This window comes from Acidiluteibacter ferrifornacis (assembly GCF_009909615.1).
GTDB classification, from domain to species: Bacteria; Bacteroidota; Bacteroidia; order Flavobacteriales_E; family Vicingaceae; genus Acidiluteibacter; species Acidiluteibacter ferrifornacis.
The window spans coordinates 459,636-472,706 of sequence record NZ_WWNE01000005.1 but is presented as its reverse complement, the minus strand read 5'-3'; the positions used below and the strand labels follow the sequence as shown (position 1 = coordinate 472,706).

The window sequence follows — 13,071 nt, the reverse complement described above, 5'->3', positions numbered from 1 at the left end:
TTAAAATCTATCTATCGAAATCTTTATGACTGCTGCTCAACCACATCCCTTAAAGCTCCTAGTCACCACACAAATGCCTTACGGCAAATATAAAGGCCGATTATTGTGTGATTTACCAGAACCGTACCTAGTATGGTATCATTCCAAAGGATTTCCAAAAGGGAAATTGGGTGAACTGTTGTCTACTATTTATGAAATTAAACTGAATGGATTGGAGTATCTTTTGGATCCATTACGAAAGCATAATTGATTACAGTATGTCAAAAAGAGAATTAAAAATCCACCTCAAAGGATTGAAAAAAGCTCAATTGGAGGCTGAAATAATAGAACTTTATGATAAATTCAAGGCTGTTAAAGTTTATTATGATTTCTCATTCAACCCTAAAGAACGTCAACTAATTGATGCAGCAAAAGGTAAAATATATAAGGAATACTTCCCGAATACCAAACGGAAAGCAAAAGCAAGAAGATCGATTGCTCAGAAAAGTATTCAACATTTTCTACAATTGGGAATGGATCCTACGTTAATTGCAGACCTGATGTGTTATAATATTGAGGTAGCTCAGTTATATTGCGCAGAGAAAAAAGTAGTGGCATCGGCCTTTTACAAAAGTATGTTGAAGTCTTATAATGAATTGATTGGTTTTGTAATCAAAAACGGAATCACAACTAATTTTGCAAAAAGGATACATCAGATTCTTTTGGATGCTCAAGGGCAAGGATGGGAAAATTATTTTGAATTTGAAGATTCTTATAGCGAATTGCCACTTTAACCTTTTACGGTTTAATTGGTTTTTATATTTTTTTCTAATAAAGGAGTGCTAATCGTCCATTTATTAAGCATGCATAGTAATTGGTCTCGTCTCAATTTTAAAACTTTCCAAAAAAATACCGTAAATAGTGGACTAAACCCTTTTTAAGCCCTAACTTTGTACAGCCTTTTTTTGAATAAGGCAAAATATAAGATTAGTAAGGATTAACAAAGAAGGAGACTGTATATGGGCATGTCGGATGACAGCAATGAGAAGAAAACCGGTAAAAAACTGTACGATTATCAACACGATGCAATCGAGAAAATTTTTGAAAAGTTCAATTCCTTTCCTGAAAATCACAATTTACTCTACCAACTTCCAACCGGAGGAGGGAAGACAGTAATTTTTGCAGAAATAGCGAAGAGGTATATTGCAGAGAACAAAAAGAAGGTGTTGATTCTAACTCACCGTATAGAACTCTGTAATCAAACCTCTAGTCTATTGTCTGAGATTGGTGTCAAAAACATGATTATCAATAGCAAGGTGAAATCTTTACCGAATGATAATGATTTCATGTGTTTTGTTGCCATGGTTGAAACCTTGAACAACCGTTTGCAAGACCAAGTAATGGATATGCAAAATGTTGGTTTAGTCATTATTGATGAAGCGCACTACAATTCGTTTAGAAAGTTATTCGACTACTTTGGAAAAAGTATTGTACTTGGGGTGACCGCAACACCATTGAGTTCGAATATCAAATTACCAATGAAACATTTGTATCACGAATTAATCGTTGGTCATTCTATAGCAGGGCTCATAAAGAAAGGTTTTTTAGCTGAAGCAGAAACATACAGCTATGATGTTAGTTTAAGTACTTTAAAAGTTGGAATTAATGGAGATTACACTGTTAAATCTTCAGAACTGTTATATTCCAATTTTACCATGTTAGATAAGTTGCTGTATGCTTATGAACATAAATCTAAAGGAAAGAAGACCTTAATTTTTAACAACGGCATTAATACCTCTAAACACGTATATCTGCTATTTGAAAAGGCAGGATACAATGTACGTCACTTAGATAATACCCACAAAGAAGAAGAACGAAAAGAAATTCTAGATTGGTTTAAAAATACACCTGATGCCATTCTTACCTCTGTAGGTATTTTGACCACAGGATTTGATGAACCAACTATAGAAACCATCATTCTAAATCGTGCTACTAAATCTTTGACCCTTTACCACCAGATGATCGGTAGGGGAAGTAGAGTTATTAAAAATAAAAAGAAATTTACGGTCATTGATCTTGGTAATAATGCCCTTCGTTTTGGGATGTGGGATGCACCTATTAATTGGCATGACATCTTCAAATCTCCAGATTTTTATCTAGAGAATATTACATCTGATGAAGAGATAGAGCGCAATTTCAAATATAAAATGCCAGATGAAATTCGTTCTCAATTCCCAAATTCAGAAGATGTGGACATGGACATAGAGGATGAATATGCTAAGGCTCAGTCTGCTGGAAAACGCCCCAAAGTCGTGTTAGACAAATCTCTAGAACAACATCTTCAAATGTGTTTGGATAATAGTAACGATGTTTTTGAAGCCCGAAGTTTGGCAAACTTACTAGAAGAGGACATCGAAAATAGAGCCAAACGTTATGCTTATTGCTTGACAAAGAGTACTAAAAACTATATAAAATGGTTGCAAGATGACTACAAACGTCAGCTTGTATCACTAGTAACCAGGAAATACATTCAGATAGAAGCGGAAAAGCAATATTCTTAATAATTGGTCATAATTTTTTGCTGATAAGTACTTCCGTCATTGGCATACAATCGGATGATTAAAACGCTTTTTCTTTGAGAAAGTCCAAACTGGCTAGTAGTGTTAATGATTGGCGATGAGGAAATTAATTTTCCAGTCAAATCGTAAATACTTATTTGTTGGACACTTTCAGGTAAATTGCTCAAGTATAGGATTCCGTCGTAAGAATAGATGTTGGATTGCTCGATTCCTTGAATGGTTGGTATACCAACGGTAGAGGAGCCCAATGCAAAGTTACGTGCTGTAGTAAAGTTGGAACCTTGATAAAGAATACTACTGTCTATTGCAGAATACGTAATATATTTAGGTGTACCATTTTGAAACCATGCTTCAGCGGAATCAATAAACATAAAAACATCATTCCAGTTATAGGTATTTTTCCAGGAAGCTATATTAGAACAATCTGGTAAAATTGTTCGGTAGGTATAGGTCATTGCACCCCAAACTTCAACTTTTGTTTTGTTTTGAGCAGCCCAGCTTTGAACAGTAGGTGCTGAGTTCATGCAAATTGAACAGTCAAACCCTTTAGACGCAATAATGATGGATTTTCCAGTTCCTAATGTTTGATATATATTTTTTGAATTACTATTGCAATCGTATACTGTTGCATTGGCGGGTGGTTGTGCCGTTGCTATTGTAAACCCACCAATTATTGCTATTATACTACAGATTATCTTTTTCATAAAATTCTTTTTTTCAAATATAAAATCAAGGTTAGTTATCTTCCTGTCAACTGCAAGACAGTTGAAAGTATTTAAAGTTTTAGAAGTTCTTTAATAGATCATTAATTTCGCTAACTCAATTAAGTCAATTAAATATGCGGATATCGATTCTGATTTTACAATTATTTCTTATTCAGTTATTAATCGGCCAAAACCAGAATCCATTCAACGGTTATCTGCCAATGATGAAAACTTCTAGTTTAAACTGGGCAAGTGCCATGAATAAGAACGAAACGATTTTGTTTGAAGCTCAACCTACCATTTATTATCAGATCTACAATCAGTATCGACAAGACTCTTTGGCTAAAAAACAAGCTTTGTATGTGTATTTTCAATCGCATTTTAGAATGTACAATGAAGAAAGTTTACCAGTCAAAACACCTAGTTATATGGGGTTTATAGGGTGGCAAAAAAGTTATAATTGGGTGCGAAAAAGTCAATTTACTTGGTTGTTGGAAACAGGTCACTATTCCAATGGGCAATCAAGGTCTACTTGGAATGAACAATTTGAAGATGGATCAGATTCAAGTGAGGCGGCCTATCGAGCAATAAACAATGAATCAAATCTTTCGCAATTACTTAATAGAAGTACGGGGAATTTTTCGGTCAATTTAAGTCGGATTAGATTTCAATATGTTATCCCTCAGAAGAGAGAGCAAGAAAATCGAGTATTGTTGCACAAAATTGCATTGGAATACCTGAGGTACCATGCTGCTTTTGCAATGTTGATTGATTACACTGATGGAATAAGTGATGTAGAAATTATTGGAGAGAATCAATTTCAATTGGAATATGAATCTGTTTTTGAAACAGTCAATAGATCAAGACTTACCTTTAATCAAGAATGTACCTATTTAGCAGGAAGCCATCCATCTATAAATCCTATCCGACTAAAATCAACTATTAGTTTCTTCCCAAAAGATTGGGTAACTGGTTTTTTCGTTTCCTATATTCACGGACACGATAATTACAATTATAGAATAGTGGATAGTCGTAATCAGGTGCAACTCGGTATCCACTTTGATTTTTATAATTTGAGACAACACCGTTTGTAAGTTGTATAAAAAATGAACTATTCATTCTTAATATTGTTAGGAATTAAAAATCAGACACATGTTAAAAACAGTATATACCCTTTTCTTTGGAAGTATTTTATTAATTGGAAGTCAAATCGTTCTTTCTTCGAGTTCAAATGGACGGGCTTTTTCTGCCAATAGTGGCAACACAGGAGCTCCTGGTGAATCTCAAACATGTCGAAACTGCCATGGGACAGGGTTTGGAGCAACAGTAGCAATTGAATTCAGAGATGCCAATGGCACGATTGCAACTTCATATATCCCGGGTAATGATTATGAACTTACTGTAAATGTGAATAGTACTCCTGGACCTGCTCGTTTCGGTTTTCAGCTAGTAAGTTTAGCTCCAAACAATAGCGCATACAATGCATGGAAAACTCCATCAGCAAATACAAGAATTGCAAGTGCTAGTAATGGACGATCCTATGCGGAACACAATGGTAAAAGTATGACCAATACATTTAAAGTCAACTGGACAGCTCCCTCTCAAGGAACAGGAAATATCACTTTTTATGCAGGTGGTGCAGCAGTAAATAACAATGGAAATACTAGTGGGGATGGAGGAAATACCAATTCGCTTACCATTACGGAAGATCAAAGCACCAGTGTTATTCTGAATACAATAGAAACCAATTTCAACCTATTTCCAAATCCTGTTAGAGATATTTTATCCATCAACAACCCGACAACCACGGCTTTTATTGGTCAGTTGGAAATTATTAATTTAATCGGTGAACAAATTAAGAGTAATGAGATAGTTATCGGGCCATCCTCTAATTATGTACTTGATTTATCTGTATTAGAATCAGGTATCTATTTTATTCAATGGACGGATCGTTCAGGAAAAAAACAAATTCAACGATTGGTTAAACAATAGGGAAAGGAGAATTCCTTTAAATACAAGTGTAATTTAATTCATCTGTTTTCTTGGTTGAGAACAATTCAACAAAATGGAGTAGTAGGTCTAAAAAAACGCTTACCTTTGTATTCGTGAATAAATTATTTTTCACGAAGTTATTGTAACAGCATTAGAGTATTCTGCGTCAATTTTAAATTGATCTCTTTTATTTCCTCTTATTTTTTGTCATCAATAACACCCTTTCGTAGGACAGGTTAATGTTTCTGCACAACTAAAATAATTCAATGGCAAAATCACAACAAACGTATAACAAGAAAGAAAAAGAAAAGGCACGTTTAAAAAAGCGAGAAGAAAAAGCTAAAAAGCGAGAAGAAAGAAAAGCAAACTCTGAAGGAGGCGGTTTAGAAAACATGCTTGCTTATGTGGATGAGAACGGAATGATTACCGATACTCCTCCGGATCCATTAAAGAAGAAAACGGTAATTAAAGCTGAGAATATAGAAATTGGTGTACCTCGAAGAGCTGAAGAAGACGAGGAGCCAACCGAAAGAACAGGAAAAGTTGCGTTTTTCAATGATTCTAAAGGTTTTGGATTCATCAATGACTTGGATACTCAAGAAAAATTCTTTGTTCATGTGAATGGTTTGATGGAGCCTATTCAAGAAAATGACAAAGTTACTTTTGAGTTAGAAAGAGGCTTAAAAGGAATGAATGCTGTGAATGTGAAAATTATAAAGTAATTCTATAATATCCAATATTTTAAAAAGGTTCAGATTAGTATTAATCTTGAACCTTTTTTTATTTTGATACCTTGTACTTAAGCTTTGATAAAGGCGATAACCGACTGAAAATTGTATCTTTGCGGCTATGAAATTCGAAGATTATTACCTCATAGAACAATTAAAGAAGAGTATCGCTAAACAAGGATATAAGCGACCTACCGACATACAATTCAAGTCGATACCGCCCATTTTAAATGGAGAGGATGTACTTGCCATTGCGCAAACTGGAACAGGTAAGACTGCAGCTTTTGCAATCCCAATAATTCATACGCTACATTCTAGAAAATTGATTCGTAGACCTGATGGAATAAAATGTCTGGTTATGGCTCCAACTCATGAATTGGCCTTGCAAATTGAAAATGTTTTTAAAGTACTTGGGAAGGGTACAAAAGTCACTACTTTTTGTATTCATGGTGGAGTAGATCAAGAACCACAAAAAGAGCAATTAGAGAAAGGTGTGGATATTTTAATCGCTACACCTGGCCGTCTATTTGACTTGGTTAGTCAACAAGTGTTGAATTTATCTCGAGTAGAAATATTGGTTTTAGATGAAGCGGATCATATGCTAGATTTGGGTTTCATTAAAGATATCAATGATTTAATGCGTCATTTACCAAAAAGCCGACAAACTTTATTTTTCTCTGCTACTATAAACGACCGAATTAAAAAATTAGCCTATTCATTAGTAACGAATGCTATTCGTATACAAATTTCTCCAAAGGATCCTGTCGCCAAAAATATTGAACATGCGGTTGCTCATATTGAAATGGATGATAAACGTTTCTTTTTGGCACATTTACTTCAGGAAAATGAAGGTTTAAAAACTTTGGTTTTTGTTCGGACAAAAGTGCGTGCTGAACGAGTTAAAAAAGCATTAGAAAGAGTTGCTATAGAGTCGGATACCATTCATAGCGATAAAGATCAGGCAGAACGAGAAAAAACCATGAGAAACTTCCGTCATGGCGATTTAAAAGTATTAATTGCAACAGATATAAGTGCTAGAGGGATTGACATTCCCGATGTAGAATATGTAATTAACTATGATTTACCTGAATCTCCGGAACATTATGTGCATAGAGTCGGACGAACGGGAAGAGGGGATAAAAAGGGGCAAGCCATTTCATTTTGTAGTAAAGAAGAGCGAGAATTACTGAAAACCATAGAAGAAAATTTAGGTAAACCAATCCAACGTTTAGAGATTTCGAAAGCGGACTACGATTATACAGTCAACAAAACAGAAACAAAGGAAAATGATTGGCAGGCGTTAATGGAGGATGCTCAGAAAATGGAGAAAAAAGTAAAGCGGAGATTCAAAAAGTAGATTAACAATTACTTTATATTATATATTTTAATAATCATGAAAACAATCAATTACATCACATTAGCTATTTCTTTAATCTGTTTGGGTTTGGTGGTTTATTCGTTTAAGCCAGAAGGTCATCTTTATGACTTCAAAACCATAACTGTTGTGGAATCTATTGTACCAAATGGGGTAGGGCGTTCAAGAATGATTGAGTCCTTAGAAATTAAAGATTATAAAGAGTTTTCCAAAATAATGTCAGAAGATGATAATGAGCGGAACAAGGCAGACCGTGGGGAAATTCGCGTAAAAAACTATGAAGAAACGAAGTTGCTGAACTTCTTTAATATTGGCGGAATCCGTTTTCAAAACATTGCCGCCAATGATGCCATCGTGAATTCAAGAGTAAGTCAATTTTTGGATGAAGGATGGGAAATTGTGAGTATCAATTCCGGAGTAGAGTCGGTTGGAAGTGCAGATGACAATAACGGCCTGTTCATTACTAGATTTTATTTTAAGAAGCAGATCAATTAGTTGTTTCGTAGACTTTATCGAACATCAAATAAAAAAGCCTTATTCATTCTATTTAAAGATGAATAAGGCTTTTTATCAATTAACTAATTATTTTATACCGCTAAGACTGTTCACTTCCTAATAACGTTGCCTGCTTTTCTAACTTTTTTTTCATTTGGAAATTATTCCATTTTTTTTTATCCTAGTATTCTAAAATCAAAAAAAATGACAACACTATCAAAAGTGCCTACATGGTTTTGGGTGGTAGCAACTATTGCTTTAATATGGAATACATTAGGCGTTATTGCATATTTAGGGCAAGCGTTTATGCCACCAGAAATGCTAGAATCACTACCAGAGGCCGAAAGAACACTAATGGATAGCACACCTGCATGGGTAACGGCTGCTTTTGCACTTGCTGTTTGGGGAGGGGCAGCAGGCAGTTTACTATTGTTGTTTCGCAATTCAATTGCTTACCTCTTGTTGATCATTTCCTTGGTGGGTATATTCGCACAATTCACTTGGAATTTATTTATTGGTGAAACGATGAAAGTATATGGACCAGGAAGCATTATAATGCCAATTATGGTCTTAGGAATAGGAATATACCTAGTTTTCTTTGCTCGAAGTGCGAAGGCTAAAGGTTGGTTGAATTGAGTATTCTATCCGTTAATAAAATATTCGAGCGCTTACTTCATTGATTCCAAGAAGTAATTATATGTAGAAATACAGTCCAATTCCTAACCAGTCAATGGTTTCTTTTTCTTTTTGAGAATAAGGAAGATGCCCAGAATAAAATTCCAATAATAGGCGAATTGGTTCTTCGTTATCTTCTTGAATATAGGCTACACCAAATGCAGTTTTGACATTTGGAGTAAATGATGTCTCTTGAAAGCCTTGAAGATTAATGCCACAACTTAAGGCGAATTGTTTCTTTTCTTTTAAAAATTCCCTTTGACTACCTATTTGATAAGATAAAGGGCGTCTTTTGATATTAGGTCGTACCACACTTCCCAAACCTGCATACACTCTCCAATTTGGCCTCAAATTACGATAATAGGTAAAATCGATTTGTTCATAGTTTCTGTTATTGAAAGTATGTGATTCAAGAGCATTTCGAAAAATATAGTCATCACCAAGATGTGTAGAAACATGAAAAAAACGTACTCTAAATGTAGAGAAAGCTTGTTTTCTGACGTATGAAAATGCCGCCTTATAATCGGCATTCAGTAAATTTCGTTGTTGTTTGCCATCTATTGTTGTCCATTCAAATTGTGTAAAAACACCAAACTCAGCTACCATTTCCCAAGTTCGGTTGTTATCTATCAATTTACTAACAATGGATTTGCTGGCTCCAAACGCAAATGGAATATACTGATATTCATTAATTGGTTGATTTAAAACTGTAGCAATTGTTCCAAACATTTGGATTTCTGATGGATCCAAAACAATGGAAGAGTTGGTTTGACGTTTCCCCATCCAAGTATATTGCGCTTGAAGATTCAGTGCTAAAAATAAGCTAATGAAAAGTAAACAGTGTTTCATCAATTTTATGTTTGCAATAAAAGGGTATAAATTAAAATCAATTTTATATGATCGACAAATTTTTAAATCTATATATCTGGCGTTAGGCTTCGGTAGCAATCCAAATTAGAATCATTTAATTTGCAGACTTAAAGAATTAAACAGTAAAATTTATTCAGCGAATATTTTGAATAAAAAGAAATTTCCAACGTTATAGCCAAAAATTAAATTTCAACCCGTGAAATTATTCCATATTCTATTCATCTTCTTTTTTCTGAGCTTTCAGTTTGCATTCGGTCAAATCCAAGAAAATCCTGTCAAGAAGAAGTACACCATCAGCGGATATGTTAAGGAAGCTGGTAGTGGAGAGTTATTAATAGGAGCAACTATATACATCCCTAGTTTAAAAACTGGAACTGCTACCAATGCTTATGGTTTTTATTCCATTACTATAGAGTCAGATACTTTTCAATTAATTGTTTCCTATGTCGGATATAGTGCAAAAGCTTTTCAAATCAATTTGGATAAGAATGTCAATTTAGATGTGGAAATTGCTGCTAGCAACAGTCTGGATGAAGTCCAAATAGTGGCCAGCCGAAAACCTAAAATCAGTGAAAGTACTCGAATGAGTGTCATTGAAATCCCCATCAATCAAATTAAAGACATTCCTGCATTATTGGGGGAAAAGGACGCCTTAAAAGTCATACAGTTGATGCCAGGAGTTCAATCAGGAAGTGAAGGAAACAGTGGATTATATGTGAGAGGTGGAGGACCCGATCAAAATTTAATCATTTTGGACGATGCTACAGTATACAACGCTTATCATTTATTTGGCTTCTTTTCTTTGTTTAATGGAGATGCTCTAAACAGCATAGAATTGACCAAAGGAGGCTTCCCAGCTCGCTATGGAGGTCGTCTTTCATCCGTTTTGGATATGAAAATGAAAGAAGGAAACAAAGAAGAATTGAAAGGAGAGGTGGGTGTTGGTATTTTATCCTCTCGATTAACGTTGGAAGGACCCATCAAAAAAGGAAAATCCTCCTTTTTAGTCTCAGGAAGAAGAACCTATATTGACGCCTTAACTCGACCGTTTATGCCAAAGGATGAGCAGTTTGGATATTATTTTTACGACTTAAATGCAAAAGTAAACTATGATTTTGGAGGAAAGAATAAAGTGTATTTAAGTGGGTATTTTGGGAAAGACAAAGCAAGTGCTAGATATGATGGGGGCGATGAAGAATCCAATTTGTCGTGGGGAAATGTAACGGGTACAGCAAGGTGGAATCATTTGTTTAATGAGCAGCTATTTGCCAATACATCTCTAATTATCAGCAACTATGATTTTGCAATTAGCAACAGTAGCAAATACGATACGGATGAATACGAATTTAGGACTTCATCCGGAATAAGAGATTATGCCCTTAAAATAGACTTAGATTATCGACCATCACCTAAGCATTCTATTCGTGCAGGTCTCATTTCCACTTATCATATATTCACCCCAAGTGCTGTAGTGCTAAAAGATGAAGCCATTGGATCTTACCGAAATGACTTAACAAAAATAAAGGCGTTGGAAAATGGAGCATATATTGAAGATGACTTTACGGTAAATGGCCGTTTGAAAATTAATGGTGGATTAAGGGTTAGTCACTTTTTGAACGAAGATCGGAACTATTTTAGATTAGAGCCAAGAATCAGTGGGCGCTATTTTGTAGGTGAAGATTTATCAATCAAAGCTTCTTTTGCCAATATGAATCAATACATTCATTTGCTGACACAAACTGGATTAGGCCTACCTACCGATTTGTGGGTGCCAGCTACTAAAAGGGTAGCTCCACAGCAGTCTAATCAAGTGGCGCTAGGAGTGGCGAAGGACATTTCTAAACACGATCTTACGCTTTCTTTTGAGACGTATTATAAAAAGTCGGACAATGTCATTGCTTATAAAGAAGGAGCTAGTTTTTTAGCATTGGATATCTTCGAATCTGAAGATGAAGATGAAAATACAGATGAAGGTTTAAATTGGGAGAGAAACATTACTTCGGGGCAGGCATGGAGCTATGGTGCAGAGATCTTAATTCAAAAGAAAATAGGTAAGTTCTCTGGATGGATTGGTTACACCTTAAGCTTTACTCAATTTCAATTTGATTCACTCAACAACGGTGAAAAATTTTGGGCTAGATACGATAGAAGACATGACGTTTCAGTAGTGGGCATATACCAACTAAAGGAGAACACGGAAAAAGGAAAGAGAATAACGCTTTCTGCCACTTGGGTATATGGAACCGGAAACGCCATCACTTTACCCGAAAGTCAATACAATGCAAGTACAAATACAGAAAACGGAAATTACTATACACGAGTTAGCGATTATAGTGCTATGAATGATTTTAGGATGGCGCCTTATCATCGAATGGATATTGGTGCCCAATTTCATAGAACAAAAAAGAGGGGCGAACGCACCTGGGAAATTAGTTTTTACAATCTGTATAATCGACAAAATCCATTTTTCTATTATTCAGACACCAACGAGAATGGAAATACGATACTGAAACAAGTCTCACTTTTCCCCATATTACCTTCTATTTCATACTCCTTTAAATTTTAGTCTATGAAAAAGCAATTGTTAGCCCTGTTGGTTTTAATCATCTCTGCTGTTATGGTTTCCTGTGAAAAAGAAGCGAAGGAAATAGAACTGCCTAAAGTAGATCCCAAATTGGTCGTTTATGGATTCTTAAGTCCATCCGATTCTGTAATAGAAATAGTAGTAAGTAAATCAGTGCCATATTTTGGAGACCAAAAGGGCAATATTTACGATCCTGTTTCAGATGCTACCGTTTTATTATCTTCAGAAGGTCAAACCATTTCCTTGCCTTTCTCTATTGAAAATGGTTCCTACATTGTTAGGAACGAAGCACCATTTTCAATACTTGCCGGTAAAACCTATTCTCTACAAGTCAGTTCTCCAGGCGGGTTTTATGTAAGTGCTGCGACAACCGTACCTTCCTCTTTACCCAATCAGGTAAAAGTGGAAATAGACTCTTCCATTAGAACAAGCAATGGATTCAACGAGAAAATTTATCGAATTCAAACCGTATTTCTAGATCAACCCAACCAAAGAGACTACTACCACGGCATTACCAAAATCTATCAGGATACATTGAAAGACAAGAGATACGCCTATACCATCTGCAATAACTTTAAAGAAGATGAAGGTGTAAATGGACAAGAAATAAGATTGAATTGTAATTACTCGAACTTCTATTCAGGGTTTGACGGAGCTAACAGCTTTAGTGGTTTTTCTGTATTGTACACTACTGACATTTCATACTTTAAGTACCACGTTTCTTTAGATAATTACATCGAAGATAATCCATTTGCAGAACCATCTAGAGTATATTCCAATATAGATGGAGGTTTAGGGTGTTTAGGGTCGTACTTAGCGACGGAAGTGGAGTTTTAGAGTTAGTAGGAATTAACAACCAACGAATTACCGTTTCTGAGAAATACAAAGCCAAATTCTTGGAGTATGTGAATGGCCATTCTTTTGGTGGGTGATTAGCGTGCGAAAACTAAAAGCTGTGAAATGGATGTATTTTATTCGTTTACAGAATGAAGCCATCAGATTCATCATTGCGCATTAATAATCTTCCAAACTAAAATGCAAATCCCCTTCATTGACTTGAAGGGGATTTTTTTGTGGGTGAAATAACCAA

Annotated in this window: 13 protein-coding genes; 11 read left to right on the top strand and 2 right to left on the bottom strand. The window is 35.2% G+C overall.

Annotated elements, in window-relative coordinates; all coding sequences use genetic code 11:
* The first annotated feature begins 25 nt into the window (after positions 1-25).
* The 3 genes from GQN54_RS06400 to GQN54_RS06390 all read left to right on the top strand — a co-directional run bounded on the left by GQN54_RS06400 (position 26) and on the right by GQN54_RS06390 (position 2,540).
* Complete coding sequence (locus GQN54_RS06400; protein ID WP_160632681.1) at positions 26-250, top strand: DUF3820 family protein; 225 nt, start codon at positions 26-28, stop codon at positions 248-250.
* Entirely contained in the window at positions 207-773 is a 567-nt protein-coding gene (locus tag GQN54_RS06395; RefSeq protein WP_235932987.1) for a DUF6155 family protein, read from the top strand. Before GQN54_RS06400 ends, GQN54_RS06395 begins: the two co-directional genes overlap by 44 nt.
* 225 nt (positions 774-998) lie before the next feature.
* Positions 999-2,540, top strand: a complete 1,542-nt coding sequence (locus tag GQN54_RS06390; RefSeq protein ID WP_394350977.1) for a DEAD/DEAH box helicase — start codon at positions 999-1,001, stop codon at positions 2,538-2,540.
* On the opposite strand, the gene GQN54_RS06385 is transcribed toward GQN54_RS06390, so the two are convergent.
* Positions 2,537-3,262, bottom strand: a complete 726-nt coding sequence (locus tag GQN54_RS06385; RefSeq protein ID WP_160632679.1) for a hypothetical protein — start codon at positions 3,260-3,262, stop codon at positions 2,537-2,539. The genes GQN54_RS06390 and GQN54_RS06385 overlap by 4 nt on opposite strands.
* 134 nt (positions 3,263-3,396) lie before the next feature.
* Here GQN54_RS06385 and GQN54_RS06380 point away from each other — a divergent pair, with 134 nt between their 5' ends.
* The 6 genes from GQN54_RS06380 (at position 3,397) to GQN54_RS06355 (ending at position 8,488) form a co-directional block, all read left to right on the top strand.
* Positions 3,397-4,356: a hypothetical protein gene (locus GQN54_RS06380; RefSeq protein WP_160632678.1), complete on the top strand. Its 960-nt coding sequence runs from the start codon at positions 3,397-3,399 to the stop codon at positions 4,354-4,356.
* 58 nt (positions 4,357-4,414) lie between these two features.
* Complete coding sequence (locus GQN54_RS06375) at positions 4,415-5,254, top strand: choice-of-anchor V domain-containing protein (RefSeq protein WP_160632677.1); 840 nt, start codon at positions 4,415-4,417, stop codon at positions 5,252-5,254.
* 266 nt (positions 5,255-5,520) lie between these two features.
* Positions 5,521-5,976 carry a cold-shock protein gene (locus GQN54_RS06370; RefSeq protein WP_160632676.1) on the top strand — a complete coding sequence of 152 codons (456 nt, stop codon included), beginning with the start codon at positions 5,521-5,523 and terminating at the stop codon, positions 5,974-5,976.
* Between the two features lie 127 nt (positions 5,977-6,103).
* Complete coding sequence (locus tag GQN54_RS06365; RefSeq protein ID WP_160632675.1) at positions 6,104-7,339, top strand: DEAD/DEAH box helicase; 1,236 nt, start codon at positions 6,104-6,106, stop codon at positions 7,337-7,339.
* Between the two features lie 36 nt (positions 7,340-7,375).
* Positions 7,376-7,852, top strand: coding sequence for a hypothetical protein (locus GQN54_RS06360; RefSeq protein ID WP_235932984.1), 477 nt, complete (start codon positions 7,376-7,378; stop codon positions 7,850-7,852).
* Positions 7,853-8,056: 204 nt separating this feature from the next.
* Positions 8,057-8,488, top strand: a complete 432-nt coding sequence (locus tag GQN54_RS06355) for a hypothetical protein (RefSeq protein ID WP_160632674.1) — start codon at positions 8,057-8,059, stop codon at positions 8,486-8,488.
* Positions 8,489-8,545: 57 nt separating this feature from the next.
* On the opposite strand, the gene GQN54_RS06350 is transcribed toward GQN54_RS06355, so the two are convergent.
* Complete coding sequence (locus GQN54_RS06350; RefSeq protein WP_160632673.1) at positions 8,546-9,376, bottom strand: DUF1207 domain-containing protein; 831 nt, start codon at positions 9,374-9,376, stop codon at positions 8,546-8,548.
* Positions 9,377-9,593: 217 nt separating this feature from the next.
* Between GQN54_RS06350 and GQN54_RS06345 the strand changes: the two genes are divergently transcribed.
* Both GQN54_RS06345 and GQN54_RS06340 read left to right on the top strand, forming a co-directional pair.
* Positions 9,594-11,963, top strand: coding sequence for a TonB-dependent receptor (locus GQN54_RS06345; RefSeq protein WP_317163950.1), 2,370 nt, complete (start codon positions 9,594-9,596; stop codon positions 11,961-11,963).
* A 3-nt stretch (positions 11,964-11,966) separates the two neighbouring features.
* A complete protein-coding gene (locus tag GQN54_RS06340; RefSeq protein WP_160632672.1) occupies positions 11,967-12,818 on the top strand; it encodes a DUF4249 domain-containing protein in 852 nt (283 codons plus the stop codon).
* The last annotated feature ends 253 nt before the right edge of the window (positions 12,819-13,071 follow it).